We start from the raw sequence: 19,451 nt of genomic DNA on the forward strand, positions 1-19,451 counted from the left end.
AGCGGAAGGCGCAGGTGGGGTGGGAGTTTCGGCGGAGGGCGCTGCGGGGGCAGAAGCGGCAGGCGGCCAAGGCTCGCCATCGGGCGTGCGCGGCAAACCGCGGCGCAAATTATCGGAACTCATAGGCGGATCCTAACCCCCGTGCCCTTTGAGGGCGGCAATTAGTTGCGGAACAACGTCAAAGACGTCGCCCACAATACCGAGATCAGCGATATCGAAGATGGGGGCATCGGGGTCTTTGTTCACAGCGATGATGTGTTTGGAGGTCTGCATGCCGGCGAGGTGTTGGACTGCGCCCGATATACCGAGCGCGATATAGAGGTCGGGGGTCACGGTCACGCCGGTCTGTCCGACCTGGGCGGTGTGGTCGATGTAGCCTGCGTCGACGGCGGCGCGGGAGGCGCCAACGGCGGCACCGAGGGCATCGGCAAGCTCGGTGACGAGTGAGAAATTCTCCGCGGAGCCAAGCCCCAGACCACCGGAGACGACGGTGGAGGCGCCGACGAGGCCGGGGCGGTCCGTCGACGCGGGCGCCGTCTCGCGCGGGGTGATAGACAGGCGTGCGCCTGACCCGGGGACATCGAGCACGGTGACGTTTTGCTCGGCAGCCGGCGCGCGGTGGTCGATGGAGCCGGGCTGCAGCGTGATGAGCGGTGCGCCGAAGGTGGGCGCGGAGACGGAAGTAAAAGTGCCGCCGAAGGCCGCGTGGTGGGCGAGCACACCCTGCCTGTCGTGTTCAAGGCCGGTGGCGCGGGCGCTCACGGGCAGGCGCAGCTGGACGGANGCAGCGGGCACGCCGTCTGGCGTGAAGTCAGGGATGACGAGAATGATATCGGTCATGGTGGTCTCCTAAGACGGCTGGGCGGCAAGCTTGTGGGCGAATAGGTACTCGGCGATGGCCTGGCCGGCCGAGCCGTCGTCGGTGAGTTTCTGCCCGGCCTCCTTCGGCGGGCGCTGTGCCACGGCGGTCATGATGGTGCGGGCGACGGAAAAGTCCTCGGCGTCGAGGCCGAGCTCGGCGAGGTCGAGCGTGGTGAGCGGCTTCTTCTTCGCGGCCATGATCCCCTTGAAGTTCGGGAAGCGGCCGTCGGGGAAGGCCTCGGTGAGCGAGACGACGGCGGGCAGCTCGGCGCGGACGTCGGCGTCCTCGCAGGCACCGGTGAGCGTCGTGCCATCAAGCGTGAGGGCGGTGAGTTCGCTGAGGTGCGGCATGTCCAGCCAGGCGGCGATCATGGCAGGCACGAGCCCGCCGATGCCGTCTGTCGACGCGTTGCCCGCAACAATCAGGTCATAGGGTTCCCCGGCGTGACGTAGGGCAGCGGCGAGGGCCTCAGCAGTGAGCGTGAGGTCGGCGCCGAGGAGCGCGGGGTCGGTGACGTGGAAGGCGGCGTCGGCGCCCATGGCGAGAGCCTTGCGAATGGTGGCGGTGGCGTTCTCCGGAGCCATGGCGAAAGCGTGGACCTCCGAGGCGGGGTGATCTGCGGCGAGGGTGAGGGCGAGCTCGACGGCGCGTTCGCAGATTTCGTCAAGGACGGGGTCACTCGTGGCGCGCTCGACGAGGCCAGTGGTGAGATTGAGGGCGCGCTCGCCGAAGGTATCGGGAACCTCTTTGAGGAGGACGGCGATGCGCAGTCCGCTAGTAGAAGCTGGTGGGGTCATGGACGGCTCCGTTCGTGGCTCGAGATTTCAGTTAATCACTAGTAACTGAAGTTAGGTGAAAACTGTGACCTGTGCAACGAAAACGTAAAACGCGATCGCACCGTGGGGGTGGGAGCGCGCGGGGACTGGCCTGAATTTACTTCGTAGCCTGCTTCTTTGTGGCCTTCTTGGTCTGCTTCTTCGCCGTGGCCGTGGCGATGGAGTCGTTGCGGTTCTTGAGCAACTCGAGGGTGGCCTCGTAACGGTCTTCGGGTGGGGTGGCGCCGAGGGCGGCCAGGGCGGCATCGGCAAGCATGACCGCGGTGTCTGGAATGGACTGGGCCGGCTCATAGGGCGGCGTGCCGTTGTTGGGGCGCATCTCGATGACAGAAAGTGCGATGTGGAAGGGCAGCTCGACGCGCGGGTCATCCTCGCCGACGATGGCGCGGGCGTGGCTACGGAAGTAGTTCTGTAGCGCGGTGCGGGCCTCGTGGTACTCAGAGAACTCCTCCGAGTTGGCGACCGGCAGCTGGTACAGGCGGCCGACGTTCCAACCGCTGGTGAGTAGCAGGCGGGCCTCGGCGGCGACAAGTGCCCAGAGGATGAGCTCCGGTTCGGCTTCCGAGTGGTCGAGCTCCTCGGCCAGACCGAGAGAGGGCTCGATGGTGGAATTCAGGAGCGTGAGGAAGATTTCCGTCTTGGACGGGAAGTGGTAGTACAGCGAGGCCTGACGAATGCCCACGGCTTCCGCGATCTGGTGCGTAGACGTCGTGGCGAAGCCCTGCGTGGTGAAGAGCTCAGCGGATGCGTCGAGGATCTCCTCGCGCGCCGTGCTGCCGCGGCGCCGAGGGCTATGTTTACGCGGCCTACCTACAGCACCTGCCATGGTGGGACGCCTCCTTCCAGAAAACCGTTACTCTTAACACGACTACACTACCCGATAAACAAATAGAATTTAATTCTGGCTTGCCTGCAAGCCATCAAACACGGCGGCGACCATGCGGCAGGCCGCGCCGTAGGCCGTGCGGTCAAGCGGTGGGAGATCGCCCAATCGCAGCGGGTGGCCGTCCACGTGGTCGCGCCAGTTGCGCAGCTCGAGCGCAAGACCGGTTTCCCAGGCCTGCGTGAGCGCGTCGCGCTGGCTGGAGGTGAGAAGCTCACGCTCGTGGCCGATGGCGATGCGGTCTGGCGTGGGACGTGGCGCGGGGGCCGCCCAGCGCGCGATGGCGGCGATGGGGGAGAGTAGGTGTGCGCGCACGTCGACGAGGACGTCGCGATCCGGCAGGCCATCCACGACGCGCAGCGGCTGCGGACGTTGCGCGAGTGCCTCCTCGAGTAACTGCTCCTCGCCGCCGGTGCCCACGGGCAGGCCGGCATCGACACGATTGGCGGCGCTGTCCTTGCCCGTCGTGGCCTTGAGTCCGACGGATGCAAATAGCTCTTCGAGGTCTGAGTCTTCACCGAGCCAGTAGATGGTGGTCGTGGGGATGGCGTCGCCCGTGGCCGCCGCTCCGGTGAGCCGGACGGGGGAGTCCAGACCTGGGGAACGGAGGACATCGGCAAGCACGCGCGAGAACCACGCGGCGAGTGCCACCTCATCCTCGCGGTGGTCGACGGCATTGCGCACAAGGTCCTGTGCCTCCGCGAGAATACCGCGGGCGGCCGCCGGGGACTCGCAACGGGCAGCGAGTTCGCCCAAGTCCACGAGGGAAGGGTGCAATGCCATGTGTCAACGCTCCTTGATTCACTAGGCTCAGGGGGATCTGTGCTAGCAAGAAATAGTAGCACCCCGCAATGCATGCATTGCGGGGCAGAAAGAGAGGTGGAAAAGCACGACATCCCGCCGCCCACGAGGTGGGAAGCGGGATGGGTACAAACGCTGTTGAAACCCTGCTACTGATTTAGCGGGTGGTGAACGGCAGGAGAGCCATTTCGCGAGCGTTCTTCACAGCGGTAGCGACCTGGCGCTGCTGCTGCGGGGTCAGACCCGTGACGCGACGGGAACGGATCTTGTGACGATCCGAGATGAACAGACGCAGGGTCTTGGTGTCCTTGTAGTCAACCTTCTCGATACCCTCTGCCTTGAGCGGGTTCTTCTTCGGGCGACGGGACTGTTCCATGCGGAACTTCTTGGAGTTATTACGCTTCATAGCCATTGGTCGTTTCTCCCTTTACCAGCTGGACTTACGAACGCCCGGCAGCTCACCACGGTGAGCCATGCCGCGCATACGGACACGGGACAGACCGAACTTGCGGAGGTAGCCGCGCGGACGACCATCGGCCGAGTCGCGGTTACGCACGCGAGACGCGGAAGCGTCGCGCGGCTGACGGTTGAGCTCGAACTGTGCGTCCAAGCGGTCCTCGTCAGAGGTGTTCGGGTTCTTGATGATGGCCTTGAGCTCAGCGCGACGCTCCGCGTAGCGGGCGACGATTTCCTTGCGCTGCTCGTTCTTGGCGATCTTAGACTTCTTAGCCATAGATTAACGCTCCTCGCGGAATTCGACGTGCTTGCGGGCGATCGGATCGTACTTCTTCATGGAGATACGATCCGGATTGTTGCGCTTGTTCTTACGGGTCACGTAGGTGTAACCGGTGCCCGCAGTGGACTTCAGCTTGATGATCGGGCGAATGTCATTACGTGCCATCGGTTAGATCTTCTCCCCACGGGCGCGGATCTTCGCAACGACGGACTCGATGCCGTCGCGGTCAATGATCTTCATGCCCTTAGTAGAAACGGTCAGGGTGATGGTGCGGCCCTCGGAGGGCAGGTAGTAGCGACGACGCTGCACATTGGGGTTCCAACGGCGCGACGTGCGGCGGTGCGAGTGCGAGACCTGCTTGCCGAATTCCGGCTTGCGGCCCGTTACCTGGCAAATAGCCGACATGGGTCTTCTTTCTCCTAGCCGCCCACATCATGGCTTTGTTTGTCCGGCATGTATCTGCGTGAGGGGCAGCGCGCTTTAAAGTGAGGTAAGCGGCGGAACATGCTGGCAAAACGCCAGTAGACGGGGCGTTATACGTACATTGTGACAACAGCAAGGGGAAAGTCTACCGTTCGAGACGTCAATTACCTAATCGCGCCGTAGCGCAGCGTGTGCGGAGGCGATTTCTTTTAAGGTCGTGTGACCTGTATGATTGTTCAAGTTGTCGACGCGCGGGTGCTTGGCTCCTCTTTACTTAAAGGGGTACCACACCGTGTGTTCGATATCTTTAGTACACGACATACATCCCAACTCGGGCACGATCCTTGGATGCGCGTGCTGCCGGCTGGCTCCAGTGGGGCTGCGCGGCGAAGCCTCGCAAGGAACCGACCCGTAGTTCAACCCTGAGGGAAGATATATATGAAGAAGGATATCCACCCGGATTACCACCCGGTGGTCTTCCAGGACGCTGGCACTGGCCACAAGTTCCTGACCAAGTCCACTGCCTCCTCCGACCGCACCGTCGAGTGGGAAGATGGCAACGAGTACCCGCTCATCGTCGTTGACGTGACGAGCGAATCCCACCCGTTCTGGACCGGTGCACAGCGCGTCATGGACACCGCTGGCCGCGTCGAGAAGTTCAACCAGCGCTTCGGTGGCATGGCCCGCCGTAAGAAGAAGTCTGCGAAGTAAGGAGGATAGTAGAAAATGGCAACTCCTAAGTTCAAGATGTCCCGCGCGAACACGCGCGCTCGCCGCTCCCAGTGGAAGGCTGACAACGTCGCCCTTCAGGAAGTGAAGATTGACGGCCAGACCGTGCGCATCCCGCGCCGTCTGGTGAAGGCCGCGAAGCTCGGCCTCATCGACGTCGAGCAGTTCTAGTTTTGCAGGGTCATGTGCCCTGTAGTAAAAACTAGTTGACGCCTCACCTTTTGGGGGTGGGGCGTTTCTGTATTTTCGGTCGAACCTTGCACCTTAATAGTCGTATCTCTAAGGTTGTGTTTGGTCAGATGAGCTTTATGGGACGTCATCGTCGTACCGCGCCGATCGCTATCCTTAATAAAGGCTTTGGACTTCGAAAACCCAGTGTAGATAAGGAATAATGGCGCCTATGAAAATTTTGGTCGTCGATGACGAACAGGCAGTGCGTGAATCGCTGCGCCGCTCATTGAGCTTTAACGGATATGAAGTCCTCCTCGCGTCCGATGGCGCTGAGGCGATAACGATCGTCCAGGACGAGAACCCGGACATCATGGTTCTTGACGTCAACATGCCGAACATGGATGGTCTCGAGGTCTGTCGCACGCTGCGTAGCGAAGGCTGGGGTCGTCCGATTCTCATGCTCACTGCGCGTGACGGTGTCTCTGATCGTGTCGCTGGTCTCGACGCTGGCGCGGACGATTACCTGCCCAAGCCTTTCGCTCTCGAGGAGCTCTTGGCTCGCGTGCGTTCCCTCGTCCGGCGTGCCGCGGCTGATGCGAACGCGAGCTCCCGCCCGGCGGCGAGCACCAAGCTGGCGTTCGAGGACCTCAAGCTCGACGGGGACACACGCGAGGTCTCGCGCGGCGACCGCGCCATTTCGCTCACTCGCACGGAATTCTCTTTGCTGAAGCTGCTTATGGAGAACCCGCGCAAGGTGCTCTCTCGTAACACCATCCTCGAAGAGGTGTGGGGCTACGACTTCCCAACCTCCGGCAACGCACTCGAGGTCTACATCGGCTACCTGCGTAAGAAGACGGAGGCGGGCAACGAGCCACGTCTCATCCACACCGTGCGTGGCGTGGGCTACGTGCTGAGGGAGACGACTCCGTGATTCTGAGGAAGCCCGCGCCTGACGCTGTGGCTTCCGCTGAATCTGGATTTGATCCGCGTACCGAGCCCTGGGGCGAGGCGAGCGGATGGGAGCAGCGGGCGCCACTGAAGTGGCGCCTGTCACTTGTGACGGGCGTGGTCGTCGCCATCGTCGTGACCATCACGACCTTGGCGACGTACGCGGCCGTGTCTGCAATGCTCACCGCGAACGTGGATCGCATGCTTGGGCGTGACGTGACCTCGCTCCTCGAGACCACGATGAAGTTGGAATCGAACGAGCAGATTACCCAAGTCATCGACTCCTACAAGGCCTATCACCCGGACACCCGCGTGGCGTTTTCACCGCCTAACTGGGCTTTCGTGTACGGCGACTCGATACCCGTGGGCGGTGAATTTAGCTTTTCGGGCGCTGGGTCCTCCACGTCCGTGCGCACCGTGGGCGGTGAGCGCATCGTGGCCAAACGGCACGACAATGGCTCGCTCGTTGTCGTGGCCCGTGATTTGACGGATATCAACGCGCTTATCACGACGCTGGGAACGGTCCTCGTTGTCATTACGGCATTGGGCATCCTTGCCGCCATCCTTGCTGGCATGTGGGTCTCGAAGTCCGGTCTGCGGCCGATTACGCGCCTGCAGAAGGCCGCTGACTACGTGACGCAGACGGGCGACCTTCGTCCCATCCTTGTGGTGGGTAGCGATGAGATGGCGCAGCTCACCATCTCCTTCAACGAGATGCTCGTGGCGCTGCAGGAGTCTCGCAAGCGCCAATCCCAGTTCGTGGCCGACGCCGGCCACGAGCTCAAGACGCCCCTGACGTCTATGCGTACCAATATCGAGCTACTCATGATGCTCAACCGCCCGGGCACGACGGCCAATATCTCCGACCAAGACCGCAAGGACTTGGAAGACGACGTGTTGGCGCAGATGACGGAGCTGTCCACGCTCATCGGCGATCTCGTTGACTTGGCGCGCGAGGACGCGGCCGAGAAACAAACCGAGACCGTCGAGCTTCACGAGGTGCTGGAAACCTCCCTCGAGCGTGCACGCCGCCGCCGTCCGGACGTGGACTTCAAGATCCGCATTTCGCCGTGGATCATGGAGGGCGACCAGTTCGCCTTGGGCCGCGCGACGCTCAACCTCATGGACAACGCAGCCAAGTGGTCGCCGCCGCAAGGCACCGTGCGCGTGTCCATGCGCCAAATCAGCGACTACGAAATGCGCCTGCGCGTCGACGACTCGGGCCCCGGCATTCCCGTCGAGGATCGCGAGAAGGTCTTCGAGCGTTTCTATCGTTCCGCCGAGGCACGGTCTATGCCGGGCTCCGGTCTAGGCCTGGCCATCGTGAAGCAGGTTATCGAGCGTCACGAGGGCACGATTACTGTGCGCGAGTCCGCAGATGGCGGCACGCGCATGGAGGTGATCGTCCCAGGCCACCCAGGTGATGGCGAGGTCTACGAGGACGCCGGCGTCGACGCAGGAGAAACTGCCAGCGAGCGCAAGGAAGAATTCGCCAAGCGGTGGTTTAACCAGCGCTAATCTCCCGGCGCGCGGGCAGCCACAAGGCCCACAGTTTATTGCCAGTATTTCTAAGCGGACTCGCAGATTAGTTGCAGAGTTGGCTCAGCCATTCGTTGCACAATAAGTCGCATGACTTTCTGGAACAAGAACCAGAGCGAGCCGCAGGACGGCCACTCGGCGGATAATAGCGATATCACGAACTCTCACGCAGCAGAGGACACAGAGCGCGTAGCGGATAAGGAGCCCTATGGCTCCGAGGCTCATTATGGTTCGACGGCAACCCCGGCAGGGGATGCCGCAGGTTCCCGTGGTGAGCGCTTCGACGAGACCCGCGAGATAGCAGCGCAGGGCCAGCCGAGTCCCACGTATTCGCAGGGCTGGAACCAGCCGCGCACGGAGGCTGCGCAGGCAGCTCAGGCGGCGCAATCGGCGCAGCGCCAGCAGCCCTACGCCGCGTGGTTGGGGCAAGGGGCGGGCGCGGGTTACGGCGCCGCCCCCACAGCCGTGGCCCCGCGTGCTGAGAAGTCGAAGAAGTCGGTGAGTCTGCCCGCCGCCTTGGCGCTCATGCTGGCCGGTTCGGTGGCCGCAGGCTCGATTACCGGTGTTGTTGTCTCGAAGAATAGCGATGACTCCGGCACCGCCACCGTCAACGAGGTACTCAACCAGCCGGTGTCGAATACCGAGCCCTCGGGCGATAGTACTAACTCTGACTCCGGCATTGAGGATGTCGCGTCCAAGGTGCTGCCGTCCGTCGTCGCCATTCAGCTCATGACGCGCACCGCTGTCGAGTCGGGCTCCGGCTCCATTATTTCGCCGGACGGCTACGTGCTCACCAACCATCACGTCATCGCGGACGCGAGCCAGGGCGAGCTCGAGGTCACCCTGAACGACGGCTCCAAGCACACCGCGCGGGTGATTGCTTCGGACGCCAACACGGACGTGGGTATTATCAAGATCGACGACGTGCAGGATCTGCCGTACCTCGAGTTCGGCGACTCCTCCTCGCTTAAGGTCGGACAACAGGTCGTCGCCGTGGGCTCCCCGCTGGGGCTAAACGCGACGGTGACCTCGGGTATCGTCTCCGCGCTCAACCGCCCAGTGCGTGCCTCCCAAGAAGGCGGCGAGTCCTCGCTCATCGACGCCATCCAAACGGACGCGGCGGTCAACCCCGGCAACTCCGGCGGCCCGCTCGTGGACATGAACGGCAAGCTCGTGGGCATGAACTCCATGATCGCGTCGCTGTCGTCCGGCTCCTCCTCGTCTGAGGCGGGGTCCATCGGCCTGGGCTTTGCCATCCCGTCCGTCTTTGCGAAGCGCATGGCGGACCAGCTCATCAACAAGGGAGAGGTCACCCACCCCATGCTCGGCGTGCAGGTTGCCGCGCAGCAGCTTTTCGATGGCGCCTATGTCGCCGGCGTCGAGCCGAACAGCCCGGCGGACAAGGCGGGGCTCAAGAAAGGCGACGTTATCACCCGCGTCAACGAACGGCTCATCGATTCTGCTGACTCGCTTATCGCCGCGACCCGTTCCCAGGAATTCGGCGCCACCGTTACCCTCGAGGTCACCTCCGAAGGGGAGGATTCTCCGCGACAGGTAGAGGTAACCCTCACGAGCGAGTAAATTAAGGAACACCGTACATCCCCTAAGAAGAGGAGGGCGCATGACGTCTCCCGTAGACACCCCGCACGCTGGCGATCCACTGGCCGGCTTGGATCTGGACGCCCAGTCCTCGCAGGCGCTCATGGACATCGCCGAGCCGGATGATGATTTCCTCATCGCCACGGAGCGTGAATCCCGCGCTCAGGCCCCGCGCCGCGCGCTCGCTGTCCTCATCACGGACCACCCGGATGAGATGACGGATGAGACCACCCGTCTCGTCACCGAGCTGCTCGTCGAGGCCGAGTTCCAGGTCGATGGGTGCCTCGTGGTGAAGTCGAAGAAGTCCAAGATTCGCCAGGCCATCGAGACCGCCGTCGTGGGCGGCGTCGATCTCGTGGTGACCGTCGGCGGCACAGGCGTGGGCCCGCGCGATAAGACGCCGGAGGCTACCCGCGACGTCCTCGACCAGATGGTTCCAGGCATCGCCCAGGCCCTGCGCTCCTCGGGCCAGGCCTGTGGCGCCGTCGACGCGTGCGTGTCCCGCGGCATCGCCGGTGTGTCCGGCTCCACCGTCGTGGTGAACTTGGCGTCCTCGCGTGCGGCCCTGCGCGATGGCATGGCCACCCTGCCGGCGCTCGTCCACCACCTCGTGGACCAGCTCCAGCGCTACAGCGTCTAGGAGGCAGCTATGACTCAGCCCCGCAAGCGTCGGCGCGCGACACGGCTTTCCGATGCCCCCAACTACGACCGCACCGCCGACCGTCCACCGTTCCAGTCGGCCTTTGGCCCCGACGGCGAGCGCGCCGTGCCCGTCGACGATGAAGCCGCTGCGGCAGGGGAGGAACTCACCGGCGAGGAGTTCTACCGCGCGCAACAGCCGCCGCACTACGGCGCCTAAACCCCTGCCCGAATCCTGTGCGCCAGATCGTCCTCACTGAAATCTCCGTTCCGACGACGGCACTGTCCCGAAAGCAATAATCCCAGGTCGCGAAGAATTTCTCCCGCGAAGGAGAAGACCGCGACCAGGGCACATGGCTTTCGGGACAGTGCTTTTGTGTGTCGCGCATAGAAAAGACCCGGGTGCTCTTCGTAGCAGAAGAGCGCCCGGGCTTGGTGCGGCAGCGCGAGTGCGCGGCTACTTATGCCTGGTGACGGCCACCGTCGAGATCGGTCTCGCGGTTGTTGGTGGCCTTCTCGTCGTACGAGACGGCGCCAGCCTTGTTAGCCTCGAGCAGGTCGCGGATCTCGGTGAGGAGCTCCTCGGTGGTCGGAGCCGGTTCCTCCGGGTCGATGCCCTTGCGACGCTGAGCGGCCTCGTTGAACTTGTTCATCGGCATGATGATGATGAAGTACACAACGGCGGCGACGATAAGGAAGTTCAGAGCAGCGGTGATGATGGCGCCGAGGTCGACGAGGGTAGCCTCGTTGCCCTCGCGGAGGTGGTAGGCGAAACCATTAACGTTGGCACCGCCGAAGAGGGCGATGATCGGGTTGATGAGGTGATCGGACACGGCGGTGACGATGGCCGTGAACGCAGAACCGATAATGACGGCGGTAGACAGTTCGATGACGTTGCCGCGGAGAATGAAGTCCTTAAAACCCTTGAGCATGGGGTTCCTTTCCATAAAAATATCCGGAATCGTCTCGTTTAGTGGAAATGATTACCGGAGCATAGATTTCTTAACTTGGTAGAAGTGTAGGTTAAGCACGGCAGCAATGCTATTTATTCTCCCTGTATGCCACCTGTACACCGCTGTGCCCGACGTAAATTCCTGCAAAAAATTTCTCAGGATTTGAGATCATCCCGTCGCTCGGGGCCCGGTGATGACGACGGTAAGGGGTCCGCTGAGGCTCGCCGCGGCGACGCGGTCAGCCTCCGTGGCGGGCAGCGCTACGAGAATCGTTCCGGGGCGCGCCTGCCCCTTACCGCCCTCGGGTAGCGCCGTCGCCACGACCCTGCCACCTGCAGCGACGAGCGCCGCTGCACTCGTCTCTGGAGTTGCATCAGCCACAGGAATTCCGTCGTCCGGACCGGCGTCGGCGACCCCGGCACCGGGTGGCGCGGCGGCCGTCACGATGCTGACGGTGTCGCCGTGGTGGAGCAACGCCGCGATGTCGGGCTCGGCCAGTTTGAGAGGCACCATGTGCAATCCTGGGTCCGAAAAACTTTGTGTGGTATCACTCACCCCCAGCAATCGGGCGGGCGTGAGGACCTCACCAACGCTGCCCGCGGCGACGAGCACGGAGCCCGCCGGAGTGTCCTCCGGTCCCAGTGCTGCGGCGGGAATCACTTCCTTGGGCACGCGGCGCAGTTCGACGTCGCCGTCGCCCACCACCGAGCCCGCCGGGACGTCACGGGCAAAAACGTAGACCTGCGGGTGCTCGCGCACACTGGCGGCCGCGCTGAGCCCCGCCGCGAGCACGAGCGCCCCTGCGAACTCGCGGCGCAGGATGAGCGTGCGCCCGCGCCCCGGCGTGGACAACTGTTGGCGCGCATGCGCGAGTCGAATGGAAAGCTTCATGCCTCATTAGACTGCGCGCTCCGCCCAAAGGTTCCCGCCGCGGCGGAGGAGTTCTAGGACAGCGGCAGCGCGCGTACGCCCGACTGCGTAAGTACCGCGTTCATCACGGCATCGTGCGGCTCGGCGGGGACGTCCTCGCGCACCTCGTCGTCGAAGACAAGGACGAGGGTGTCCGTGTCCACGCCCGCGAGCGCGCGATCGTAGTAGCCCGCGCCCTTGCCCATGCGCACCCCGGCGGGGGAGACCGCGAGTGCTGGCACGAAGATAAGGTCCAACTCGGCCAGCAGGCTCGAGTCGCGGCGCGGGCCCGTGGGCTCGCCAATCCCTAGCGCGCCCGGGGCGAGCGACTCGGCGCCTTCGTAGCGTGCCCAGAGGAGCTGGCCGTCGTCGCCGGAGATGGGCAGCCATACCTCGGCCGCGCTGGCGTANTGAGGGGGTCGCGGCGAACGCGCGGCGTGCTGCGGTGAGCTCGGTGCGCAGGCGCTTCTTCGACTCAAATTTTGCGTCAATCACACCGTAAAACAGTAGTCGGTTCACAAGATGAGAGGGCGTAGCAGGTAGGCTGGCCGTTATGGCTACTACATGTGACGAGGCTCCGCTGGGCGTGAAAACGGTCGTCGTCCCTGCCGCTGGCATGGGCACCCGCTTCCTTCCCGCTACCAAAACGGTGCCTAAAGAACTTCTCCCCGTGGTTGATACCCCGGGTATCGAACTCATCGCAGAGGAGGCCGCGTCTTTGGGCGCAGCCCGTTTGGCGATCATCACCGCTCCCAATAAGCAGGAGGTCATGCGTCATTTCGATGAGTTCCCTGAGCTCGTCGCGACGCTGCAGTCCCGCGGCAAGGATGAGCAGGCCGCCAAGGTCGAGCGCGCCGCGAAGATCATCAAGCCGGTCTCCATCCCGCAGGATAAGCCATTGGGCTTGGGCCACGCTGTGGGCCTGGCCGAGTCCGTTCTCGATGACGACGAGGATTGCTTCGCCGTCATGCTCCCAGACGACATCGTCATGCCCGCCACCGTGCTCGAGGACATGGCGCGCGTGCGCCGTGAGCTGGGGGGCTCCGTGCTGTGCGCCGTCGAGGTCTCGCGCGAAGAGACGTTCAACTACGGCGTCTTCGAGGTCGAAGACACGGACAACGACAACGTGAAGAAGGTCGTGGGCATGGTGGAAAAGCCAGAGCCCAAGGACGCCCCGTCCAACCTCGTGGCCACCGGCCGCTACCTGCTTGACCGCAAGATCTTTGATGCCCTGCGCAAGATCACTCCGGGCAAGGGCGGCGAGCTGCAGCTTACCGACGCCATCGATCTGCTCATCGACGCCGGCGAGCCCGTCCACGTGGTCATCCACCACGGCACGCGCCACGATCTCGGTAACCCGGGCGGTTACATTCCGGCATGTGTCGATTTTGGTCTGCGTTCGGACAAATACGGCCCGGCGCTGTATAAATCACTCAAGGCTATCTTGGCTTCTTATGAAGCCGAGCACGCTGCTGAGTAACACCCTTCGATAGGAGATGGATCATCCATGCGTTCAGTTGAGGAACAGCTAGAGCTCATCACACAGGTGGCGGTCACCCCGGAACCCGTGCGTATCGCGATTGCGAATGCTTTAGGCCTCATGAGCGCCGAGGAGGTCCAAGCCAATGAGCCGCTGCCGGGCTTCCCGCAGGCGGCCATCGACGGGTACGCGGTGNGGTGAGGAGGGCGCGGCGGCGCAGGAGGCGGCATCGGCAAGCTCGGTGGAGCGCTCCCTGCCCGTCGTGGGCGAGGTCCCCGCGGGCTCGCGCCAGCCGCTGCGTCTGCAGCCCAAGCAGGCTGTGCGCGTCTATACCGGCGCGCCGTTGCCCACGCTTGCCGATGCCGTCCTTCCGCTGGAATGGACCGACCGCGGGCGCAAGCGCGTCACAGCGTTGCGTCCCGTGCGCTCCGGTGACTTCGTGCGCGGCGTGGGCGACGATATCCAGCCCGGCGATGTCGCGGTGAGTTCCGGCACGGTGCTCACCCCGGCGCACATCGGGCTGCTCGCGGCCGTGGGTCGCAGTAAGGTGCTCGTCTATCCGCGCCCGCGCGTGACGATCATTTCTTATGGCAAGGAACTCGTCGATATCGACAAGGAGACCGGCTTGGGCCAGGTCTACGACGTCAATTCCTATGCGCTCGCGGCGGCGGCGAAGGAGGCCGGAGCGGATGTGCACCGCGTGGGCCTCGTGGAGGGCGAGCCGCGCCGTATTCGCGAAACCATTGAGACGCACGTTGCGCGTTCGGAAATCGTGGTCATCTCCGGTGCCGTGGGCGGCGCTGGCGCCGACGAAATCCGTAAGGTCCTCGACCAGCTCGGCGATATCGATACGACGCGCGTGGCCATGCATCCGGGCTCGGTCCAGGGCTTTGGCGTGCTGGGCGAGTCCCGTGTGCCGACGTTCCTCGTGCCGTCCAATACGGTCTCCGCGCTCGTCATCTTTGAGGTCTTCGTGCGCCCGCTCATTCGCTTGAGCCTGGGCAAGCGCGTCGGTGCGCGCCGCGTCGTGCGTGCCCGTGCGCTCAACCACATCGAGTCGCGTCCCGGCCGCCGCGGCTACATCCGTGCGCGGCTCATGCGCGACGCCCAGACAGCGGACTACCTCGTGGAAGGCCTGGGAGGTGCTGCGGGTGCCCCCGCGCACCTGCTCGCGGGCCTGTCTCACGCCAACGCGATCATCCGCGTGCCGGAAGACGCCACGGATATTCGCCCGGGCGATGTGGTCGACGTCCTGTTCATTACGCAGCGCAACTAGATGTGGAATTTCTTTGGCCGTCGCTTCGATACCCCGGCGACTGGCCCCACTGATACGTATCACCCCGGCTGGCCGGAGGCGACGCCTGCCGTGCGCATTCCCGGCGGCGAGCTCGTGCAGCTGCGCCCCGTGCTCAGCCGCGATGGCGAGGACTGGCGCCAAATGCGCGTGCTCGACGAGTGCTATCTGCGCCCCGTCGAACCCACCGCGCCAACGGGCTGGGAGGCCGCGCACACGCGTGCGGCGTGGCACAATCACCTGTCCTTCCTGCGGTCCTCGGCCCGGGAGGGAAGCATCGTCCCACTTGCTATCACCGTAGGGGGTGACTTTGCGGGCCAAGTGACGCTGGGCAATATCCAACACGGCGCCATCCGCGAATGCTGGATTGGCTACTGGGTCTTCTCCGCGTTCCAGGGTGCCGGCGTGGCCACGGCCGCGTGCGCTCTAGGGGTCGACCATGCCTTTGATCGGGTGGGCCTCCACCGCGTCACGGCGACGTATATGCCGGGCAACCCCGCCTCGGGCGCGGTGCTTCACCACTGCGGCTTCCGCGACGAGGGCTACCTGCGCCGCAACCTCCACATCGACGGCGAGTGGCACGACCATCACCTCGTGGCCATCAACATCGATGACTACGACTCGACGGCCGCGGCACGGCTGCGTGCGGCGGGCCGGATCCTCTAGTGCGCCACGGGTGACTGCGGCGCGACACGGCGCGACGCGGGGACACCCGATCGACACACGAGTCACAAGCTTCACGACCTCGGCGTGTCGGCGCTGCGCTCCCCGCATAAGCGTGTATGTAGCACTAGACTTTTCGCCAACTGTCCGTCTAGGGAAGGTGCTCCATGTCCACCGGTGCCATCATCGTCCTCATCATCGTGGTGTGGCTATTTCTGCTTGCGCCGTGGCTGCTGCGCTCGCAGCGTCCCGTCAAGCACACCGGCGAGGCCTTTGACGACACGCGCGTGCTCTTCAACGGCGACTCCGGCGAGGTCCTCGGCTCGCGTCGCCCGCGCCTGAGCCCCCGCGACGTCCACGTCTCCGCTGATGAGCTCGATGCGGTCAACGAGTACGCGGATGACGCCGTCGCACACGACGACGCACCCGTTGACTTCAGCGAAGGCAACCCGGACGAGGCGCGCTCCCGTGATGACGCGCACGCCAGCGAAGACGGCTCCCGCATGACCATCAAGCGCGCGGCCGCTAATGCGAAGGCCGCTGCGGGTGCTCGGTTCCGTCGCGGCACCGAGCGTGACGCTGACGTCGCTTCCGACGACGCCGAAGATGATGCGCTCGTCGACGAACCGGTCTTTGAAGAGTCCATGGCCGACGCGAAGAACGCGCCCGAGCTCGACGTCGTCGCCGACGAGGTCGAGGCCTTCACGGCCCCGGCACCTGAGGCCGCTGAGGACGCCTACGCCTACGACGACTCCTATACCTCGCCAGTGGACCTGCTGTCCCCGGGCGCCGTTGATCCCGCGCCCGCCGTTGACGCCGAGGTTGAGTCTGAAGCAGATCCTGTCGGGGGTGACAGCGCCGACGCAGAAGCAGAAGTTGCCGAGGAAGCTCAGGCTGACACCGCGGAGACCGAGGGCGAAGCGCACGAGGAGTCGGACACTGACCTGTCGAACGATGAGCTCGAGTTCGCGCAGCGTCGCCTGGGCCGCGGCGGCTGGGACCCGGTCGCGGATTCTGCGGCGCGCGTGACGCGCTATCAGCGCCGCCAGCGCGTGCTTGTGTTGTTCGCGGTACTCGACGTCGCCGCGGTGGGGCTTGGCATCGTGGTCGGCGGCTGGACCTGGTGGATCGCCGCCATCCTGGGCATCGCGACCGTCGCGTACCTCGTGGCACTGCGCAACCAGACACGCGCGGAGACCGAGCTGCGCCGCCGCCGCGTCAAGGCCCTACGTCGCGCGCGCTTGGGCGTGCGCACGGCTCAGGACGAGGAGCTCGCCATCCCGCGTAAGCTGCGTCGCCCGGGCGCGGTGGTCCTCGAGGTCGATGACGAGAGCCCCGACTTCGACTTCCTGCCGGTCTACGATCTGCGCGGACCCGGCGACGATGACTTGGGCGGCGCCCACGTGGTCAACCGCCGCGAGCTGCGCGACGAGCTCTCCGCACGCCGCGCCGGTTAACCCGTTCCTTGCAAGAATCCCCTCTGCGAACGCTTCGCAGAGGGGATTCTTGCAAGGAACGGGTAGCCCGCCAGAGACTAGAACTCCGGAACGTTCCAGAGTCCGGAGGTGCCGCGGCGGTGTGAGCCGAGCAGGTGCGTGTCGATCATGCCCACGGCCTCCATAAGCGCGAAGCACGTCGTGGGCCCGACGAAGGTGAAGCCGGCCTTCTTCAGTGCGCGAGCCATGGCGCGTGATTCGGTGGACGTGGACGGTACCTCATCCGCGGTGCGGGGAGCGGGAGTCTCGTTTGGGCGGAAGGACCACAGGAGGTCCGGGAGTCCGCCTTCTTCGCGCAGCGCCACGGTGGCGCGGGCGTTGGTGATCGCGGCCTCGATCTTGCGGCGGTTGCGGATGATGGCGGCATTATTCATGAGACGCTCGACGTCGTTCTCGTCGAAGGCGGCGACGGCGTCGGGGACGAAATCCGCAAAAGCTTTGCGGAAGGCGGGACGCTTGTGGAGGACCGTGGCCCACGACAGTCCGGACTGGAAGCCCTCGAGAACGAGGCGTTCGAAGAGTCCGCGCTCGTCGTAGACCGGCATGCCCCATTCCGTGTCGTAGTACTGCATGAGGACAGGATCCGTCGCCGCCCAGACGGGGCGGGCCAGGCCGTCGGTGCCCACGATGAGCGAGACCGGCGGCTCCGAGGCTGCGGTGGGAAAATCGGGCACGGGGTGGAGATGCGGACGGCGAGCGTCGGCGTCGGCGTCGCAGGCTGGGGCGTAAGCGGGGTCGAAGTCGGGGTGGTCGTTGTTGTGAGTCATGTAATCGTTCATGTTCCTATTGGACTGCGTATGACGCCAAAAAGTTCCCGGAACGGTGTCGGGTCAGCGCGCGGCGTGGGCGGACTCGTGTTCGAGGAGCCAGCGTTTGGCAGCGTCGCCGCCGAGGTAGTGGCCGAGCTGGCCGTCGGAGCGCACCACACGATGGCAGGGCACGACGATGGGGTACGGGTTGGTGCGGCAGGCCGTGCCGGCGGCACGGGAGGCGCGGGCGTTGCCGGCGGCATCGGCAAGCTGGGCGTAGGTGCGGCGCTCGCCGTAGGGGATATGGGAAAGGTGCGCCTGGCAGCTGGCGTGGAAGCCCGCGCGAGCGGGCGCGAGCGGTAAGTCGAAGTCCTGGCGGGTGCCAGCGAAGTATTCCTCGAGCTGACGGACGGCCTCCTCAAGAAGCGGCGTGCGGCAGCCCATGGCGCCTTTCGGCAAATACTCGTCGAAGCGGATATGGAGCAGGTGCTCCTCGTCCGCGATGAGCGTGAGCGAACCAATCGGGGTGTCGAGTTGCGTCCAGAACATCTGCGTCATGGGCACTCCTTTCGCGGCGGGGGTTACAGGTAGTCTAATCACCATGGATAAACCCGCCGTACGTGATGCCGCACTTCTTGTCTTTCGTGCCCTGCTGGGCGTCATCTTTGTCGCGCACGGTGTGGACAAGATGTTCTTTACCGGCATAGACGCAACGGCCGCGCTCTTTGGACAGTGGGGGATTATCCAGCCCACCCTGTCTGCGTGGCTCACGGCCATCATCGAGATGGTGTGCGGCGCGCTGCTCGTGGTCGGGCTGCTCACCACGGCTGCGGCGGGGGTGCTTGCTGTCGTTATGGCGCTTGCGGGCTACTTCGTGCATCTGAGTCAGGGGCTCTTTGCCACAGACGGTGGCTTTGAGTACCCACTGGTGTTGGTAGGGTCATTGCTGATGATTGTCGTCTTTGGCGCGGGCCGCGCCAGCCTGGATGGAGTGTTGAGCCGTGTTGAAGCATGAGGACGTGCAGGCGGCGATCTCCGCGCGCCTGGACGGCGAGGCCTACGCGCTGGAGGATGACGTCATTGACGCCCACCTCGCGGGCTGCCCCGAGTGCGCCGCCTACGCGGAGAAAGTCTCGACGCTCGCAGGATTCTTAGGTGAGTCGGTTTCGGACGGCATGTCGCCGCCGCAGGATCTTTCGGAGGTTATCCTCGCCGGCGTGGAACCGGAGTGGCGTGCCGTCTCCGCCGCGCGGCAGACGGGCCTGGCAGTAGGCCGCGTGCTCATGGCGCTCATGGGCGTCATCTTCGTCGCGTGGGCCATCGCCGTGGTGGGAAGTTCCTCCGGCGTGGCGCAATGGACGGATGGCGGCACGCTCGATCCAGGAGCCGACCCGGATAAGGCGCGCCTTCTCATCGAGGCCGCCGCCCTGCGCTTTGGCCTGGGCATGGGCTTATTCTACTGCGTGTGGCGCCCCGCGTCCGCGCCGGGCGTGCTGCCCATCGTGGGCACGATGTTCATGTTCCTGCTCGGTTTTGTGGTGCGCGACGTGGCGCTGGGCACACTGGATTCCAGCCAGGTATACGCGCTGCTCTCGCTGGCCGGGGCGATTGCCGCGTTGGTGACCACGTGGCTGGCAGACCGCGGCTATATGCTGCGCGCGCTGTGGAAGCAGGCGGCGGCACAGCCGGCGTAAAACGACTGTGGCCCGCGCTTACCGGAGGGTGGGCGCGGGCCGTAGTC

At 64.5% G+C, this 19,451-nt stretch carries 24 protein-coding genes and 2 pseudogenes; 13 read left to right on the forward strand and 13 right to left on the reverse strand.

What is annotated here, in order from left to right; translation table 11 throughout:
- Positions 1-132: 132 nt before the first annotated feature.
- From BN9444_RS15665 to rpmB, 8 genes and pseudogenes are all read right to left on the reverse strand, one after another.
- Positions 133-585: pseudogene (locus tag BN9444_RS15665) on the reverse strand (electron transfer flavoprotein subunit alpha/FixB family protein); the annotation flags it as partial.
- Positions 586-849: 264 nt separating this feature from the next.
- Positions 850-1,659, reverse strand: a complete 810-nt coding sequence (locus BN9444_RS05225; RefSeq protein ID WP_230384253.1) for an electron transfer flavoprotein subunit beta/FixA family protein — start codon at positions 1,657-1,659, stop codon at positions 850-852.
- A 136-nt stretch (positions 1,660-1,795) separates the two neighbouring features.
- Positions 1,796-2,524 carry a TetR/AcrR family transcriptional regulator gene (locus BN9444_RS05230; RefSeq protein ID WP_066487827.1) on the reverse strand — a complete coding sequence of 243 codons (729 nt, stop codon included), beginning with the start codon at positions 2,522-2,524 and terminating at the stop codon, positions 1,796-1,798.
- 69 nt (positions 2,525-2,593) lie between these two features.
- A complete protein-coding gene (locus BN9444_RS05235) occupies positions 2,594-3,364 on the reverse strand; it encodes a hypothetical protein (protein ID WP_066510627.1) in 771 nt (256 codons plus the stop codon).
- Between the two features lie 175 nt (positions 3,365-3,539).
- The gene (rpsR, locus tag BN9444_RS05240) at positions 3,540-3,788 is read right to left on the reverse strand and encodes a 30S ribosomal protein S18 (RefSeq protein WP_066487956.1); all 249 of its coding nucleotides are present in this window, start codon (positions 3,786-3,788) and stop codon (positions 3,540-3,542) included.
- A gap of 21 nt (positions 3,789-3,809) precedes the next feature.
- Positions 3,810-4,115 (reverse strand): 30S ribosomal protein S14, encoded by a 306-nt coding sequence (rpsN, locus tag BN9444_RS05245; RefSeq protein ID WP_066487833.1) that lies wholly within the window; start codon positions 4,113-4,115, stop codon positions 3,810-3,812.
- 3 nt (positions 4,116-4,118) lie between these two features.
- Positions 4,119-4,283, reverse strand: coding sequence for a 50S ribosomal protein L33 (gene rpmG / locus BN9444_RS05250; RefSeq protein ID WP_066487835.1), 165 nt, complete (start codon positions 4,281-4,283; stop codon positions 4,119-4,121).
- 3 nt (positions 4,284-4,286) lie between these two features.
- Positions 4,287-4,523, reverse strand: a complete 237-nt coding sequence (gene rpmB / locus BN9444_RS05255; protein WP_010187623.1) for a 50S ribosomal protein L28 — start codon at positions 4,521-4,523, stop codon at positions 4,287-4,289.
- Positions 4,524-4,979: 456 nt separating this feature from the next.
- Between rpmB and BN9444_RS05260 the strand changes: the two genes are divergently transcribed.
- From BN9444_RS05260 to BN9444_RS05290, 7 genes are all read left to right on the forward strand, one after another.
- A complete protein-coding gene (locus BN9444_RS05260) occupies positions 4,980-5,252 on the forward strand; it encodes a type B 50S ribosomal protein L31 (RefSeq protein WP_066487837.1) in 273 nt (90 codons plus the stop codon).
- A 15-nt stretch (positions 5,253-5,267) separates the two neighbouring features.
- Positions 5,268-5,441: a 50S ribosomal protein L32 gene (gene rpmF, locus BN9444_RS05265; RefSeq protein ID WP_066487839.1), complete on the forward strand. Its 174-nt coding sequence runs from the start codon at positions 5,268-5,270 to the stop codon at positions 5,439-5,441.
- A gap of 229 nt (positions 5,442-5,670) precedes the next feature.
- Positions 5,671-6,372, forward strand: a complete 702-nt coding sequence (locus tag BN9444_RS05270) for a response regulator transcription factor (RefSeq protein WP_066487841.1) — start codon at positions 5,671-5,673, stop codon at positions 6,370-6,372.
- Positions 6,369-7,907, forward strand: a complete 1,539-nt coding sequence (locus BN9444_RS05275; RefSeq protein ID WP_066487844.1) for a HAMP domain-containing sensor histidine kinase — start codon at positions 6,369-6,371, stop codon at positions 7,905-7,907. Before BN9444_RS05270 ends, BN9444_RS05275 begins: the two co-directional genes overlap by 4 nt.
- Positions 7,908-8,018: 111 nt before the next feature.
- Positions 8,019-9,509 (forward strand): S1C family serine protease, encoded by a 1,491-nt coding sequence (locus tag BN9444_RS05280; RefSeq protein ID WP_084759253.1) that lies wholly within the window; start codon positions 8,019-8,021, stop codon positions 9,507-9,509.
- 121 nt (positions 9,510-9,630) lie between these two features.
- The gene (locus BN9444_RS05285) at positions 9,631-10,167 is read left to right on the forward strand and encodes a MogA/MoaB family molybdenum cofactor biosynthesis protein (RefSeq protein WP_066487966.1); all 537 of its coding nucleotides are present in this window, start codon (positions 9,631-9,633) and stop codon (positions 10,165-10,167) included.
- Between the two features lie 9 nt (positions 10,168-10,176).
- Positions 10,177-10,386, forward strand: a complete 210-nt coding sequence (locus tag BN9444_RS05290) for a hypothetical protein (protein ID WP_066487847.1) — start codon at positions 10,177-10,179, stop codon at positions 10,384-10,386.
- A 241-nt stretch (positions 10,387-10,627) separates the two neighbouring features.
- On the opposite strand, the gene mscL is transcribed toward BN9444_RS05290, so the two are convergent.
- The 3 genes from mscL to BN9444_RS05305 all read right to left on the reverse strand — a co-directional run bounded on the left by mscL (position 10,628) and on the right by BN9444_RS05305 (position 12,519).
- On the reverse strand, positions 10,628-11,098 hold the full coding sequence (gene mscL, locus BN9444_RS05295; protein WP_066487850.1) for a large conductance mechanosensitive channel protein MscL: 471 nt from the start codon (positions 11,096-11,098) through the stop codon (positions 10,628-10,630).
- A 189-nt stretch (positions 11,099-11,287) separates the two neighbouring features.
- Positions 11,288-12,010, reverse strand: a complete 723-nt coding sequence (locus tag BN9444_RS05300) for an SAF domain-containing protein (RefSeq protein ID WP_068801549.1) — start codon at positions 12,008-12,010, stop codon at positions 11,288-11,290.
- A 53-nt stretch (positions 12,011-12,063) separates the two neighbouring features.
- Complete coding sequence (locus tag BN9444_RS05305) at positions 12,064-12,519, reverse strand: 5-formyltetrahydrofolate cyclo-ligase (protein WP_084759254.1); 456 nt, start codon at positions 12,517-12,519, stop codon at positions 12,064-12,066.
- A gap of 62 nt (positions 12,520-12,581) precedes the next feature.
- On the opposite strand from BN9444_RS05305, the gene BN9444_RS05310 reads away from it, so the two are divergent.
- The 4 genes and pseudogenes from BN9444_RS05310 (at position 12,582) to sepX (ending at position 16,922) form a co-directional block, all read left to right on the forward strand.
- Positions 12,582-13,508 (forward strand): UTP--glucose-1-phosphate uridylyltransferase, encoded by a 927-nt coding sequence (locus BN9444_RS05310; RefSeq protein ID WP_066487861.1) that lies wholly within the window; start codon positions 12,582-12,584, stop codon positions 13,506-13,508.
- A gap of 27 nt (positions 13,509-13,535) precedes the next feature.
- Positions 13,536-14,784 (forward strand): annotated as a pseudogene (gene glp / locus BN9444_RS05315) (molybdotransferase-like divisome protein Glp).
- Positions 14,785-15,468, forward strand: a complete 684-nt coding sequence (locus tag BN9444_RS05320) for a GNAT family N-acetyltransferase (RefSeq protein ID WP_066510617.1) — start codon at positions 14,785-14,787, stop codon at positions 15,466-15,468. It begins immediately after the preceding pseudogene.
- A 164-nt stretch (positions 15,469-15,632) separates the two neighbouring features.
- Positions 15,633-16,922, forward strand: a complete 1,290-nt coding sequence (sepX, locus tag BN9444_RS05325; protein ID WP_068801551.1) for a divisome protein SepX/GlpR — start codon at positions 15,633-15,635, stop codon at positions 16,920-16,922.
- A 77-nt stretch (positions 16,923-16,999) separates the two neighbouring features.
- On the opposite strand, the gene BN9444_RS05330 is transcribed toward sepX, so the two are convergent.
- Positions 17,000-17,740 carry a DNA-3-methyladenine glycosylase I gene (locus BN9444_RS05330; RefSeq protein WP_233423549.1) on the reverse strand — a complete coding sequence of 247 codons (741 nt, stop codon included), beginning with the start codon at positions 17,738-17,740 and terminating at the stop codon, positions 17,000-17,002.
- A gap of 51 nt (positions 17,741-17,791) precedes the next feature.
- Entirely contained in the window at positions 17,792-18,268 is a 477-nt protein-coding gene (locus BN9444_RS05335) for a methylated-DNA--[protein]-cysteine S-methyltransferase (protein ID WP_066510610.1), read from the reverse strand.
- A gap of 43 nt (positions 18,269-18,311) precedes the next feature.
- On the opposite strand from BN9444_RS05335, the gene BN9444_RS05340 reads away from it, so the two are divergent.
- Both BN9444_RS05340 and BN9444_RS05345 read left to right on the forward strand, forming a co-directional pair.
- Positions 18,312-18,725, forward strand: coding sequence for a DoxX family protein (locus BN9444_RS05340; protein WP_066487980.1), 414 nt, complete (start codon positions 18,312-18,314; stop codon positions 18,723-18,725).
- The gene (locus tag BN9444_RS05345; RefSeq protein WP_066487882.1) at positions 18,712-19,404 is read left to right on the forward strand and encodes a zf-HC2 domain-containing protein; all 693 of its coding nucleotides are present in this window, start codon (positions 18,712-18,714) and stop codon (positions 19,402-19,404) included. The genes BN9444_RS05340 and BN9444_RS05345 overlap by 14 nt, the downstream gene beginning before the upstream one ends.
- Positions 19,405-19,451: the final 47 nt, after the last annotated feature.

This window comes from Corynebacterium phoceense (genome assembly GCF_900092335.1).
GTDB classification, from domain to species: domain Bacteria; phylum Actinomycetota; class Actinomycetes; order Mycobacteriales; family Mycobacteriaceae; genus Corynebacterium; species Corynebacterium phoceense.

What these genes read in the sequence shown, in the direction of transcription:
- BN9444_RS05225 (WP_230384253.1), bottom strand. Translation starts at nt 1,659, where the DNA reads ATGACCCCACCAGCTTCTACTAGCGGACTGCGCATCGCCGTCCTCCTC.
- BN9444_RS05230 (WP_066487827.1), bottom strand. Translation starts at nt 2,524, where the DNA reads ATGGCAGGTGCTGTAGGTAGGCCGCGTAAACATAGCCCTCGGCGCCGC.
- BN9444_RS05235 (WP_066510627.1), bottom strand. Translation starts at nt 3,364, where the DNA reads ATGGCATTGCACCCTTCCCTCGTGGACTTGGGCGAACTCGCTGCCCGT.
- rpsR (WP_066487956.1), bottom strand. Translation starts at nt 3,788, where the DNA reads ATGAAGCGTAATAACTCCAAGAAGTTCCGCATGGAACAGTCCCGTCGC.
- rpsN (WP_066487833.1), bottom strand. Translation starts at nt 4,115, where the DNA reads ATGGCTAAGAAGTCTAAGATCGCCAAGAACGAGCAGCGCAAGGAAATC.
- rpmG (WP_066487835.1), bottom strand. Translation starts at nt 4,283, where the DNA reads ATGGCACGTAATGACATTCGCCCGATCATCAAGCTGAAGTCCACTGCG.
- rpmB (WP_010187623.1), bottom strand. Translation starts at nt 4,523, where the DNA reads ATGTCGGCTATTTGCCAGGTAACGGGCCGCAAGCCGGAATTCGGCAAG.
- BN9444_RS05260 (WP_066487837.1), top strand. Translation starts at nt 4,980, where the DNA reads ATGAAGAAGGATATCCACCCGGATTACCACCCGGTGGTCTTCCAGGAC.
- rpmF (WP_066487839.1), top strand. Translation starts at nt 5,268, where the DNA reads ATGGCAACTCCTAAGTTCAAGATGTCCCGCGCGAACACGCGCGCTCGC.
- BN9444_RS05270 (WP_066487841.1), top strand. Translation starts at nt 5,671, where the DNA reads ATGAAAATTTTGGTCGTCGATGACGAACAGGCAGTGCGTGAATCGCTG.
- BN9444_RS05280 (WP_084759253.1), top strand. Translation starts at nt 8,019, where the DNA reads ATGACTTTCTGGAACAAGAACCAGAGCGAGCCGCAGGACGGCCACTCG.
- BN9444_RS05285 (WP_066487966.1), top strand. Translation starts at nt 9,631, where the DNA reads ATGGACATCGCCGAGCCGGATGATGATTTCCTCATCGCCACGGAGCGT.
- BN9444_RS05290 (WP_066487847.1), top strand. Translation starts at nt 10,177, where the DNA reads ATGACTCAGCCCCGCAAGCGTCGGCGCGCGACACGGCTTTCCGATGCC.
- mscL (WP_066487850.1), bottom strand. Translation starts at nt 11,098, where the DNA reads ATGCTCAAGGGTTTTAAGGACTTCATTCTCCGCGGCAACGTCATCGAA.
- BN9444_RS05300 (WP_068801549.1), bottom strand. Translation starts at nt 12,010, where the DNA reads ATGAAGCTTTCCATTCGACTCGCGCATGCGCGCCAACAGTTGTCCACG.
- BN9444_RS05310 (WP_066487861.1), top strand. Translation starts at nt 12,582, where the DNA reads ATGGCTACTACATGTGACGAGGCTCCGCTGGGCGTGAAAACGGTCGTC.
- BN9444_RS05320 (WP_066510617.1), top strand. Translation starts at nt 14,785, where the DNA reads ATGTGGAATTTCTTTGGCCGTCGCTTCGATACCCCGGCGACTGGCCCC.
- sepX (WP_068801551.1), top strand. Translation starts at nt 15,633, where the DNA reads ATGTCCACCGGTGCCATCATCGTCCTCATCATCGTGGTGTGGCTATTT.
- BN9444_RS05330 (WP_233423549.1), bottom strand. Translation starts at nt 17,740, where the DNA reads ATGAACGATTACATGACTCACAACAACGACCACCCCGACTTCGACCCC.
- BN9444_RS05335 (WP_066510610.1), bottom strand. Translation starts at nt 18,268, where the DNA reads ATGACGCAGATGTTCTGGACGCAACTCGACACCCCGATTGGTTCGCTC.
- BN9444_RS05340 (WP_066487980.1), top strand. Translation starts at nt 18,312, where the DNA reads ATGGATAAACCCGCCGTACGTGATGCCGCACTTCTTGTCTTTCGTGCC.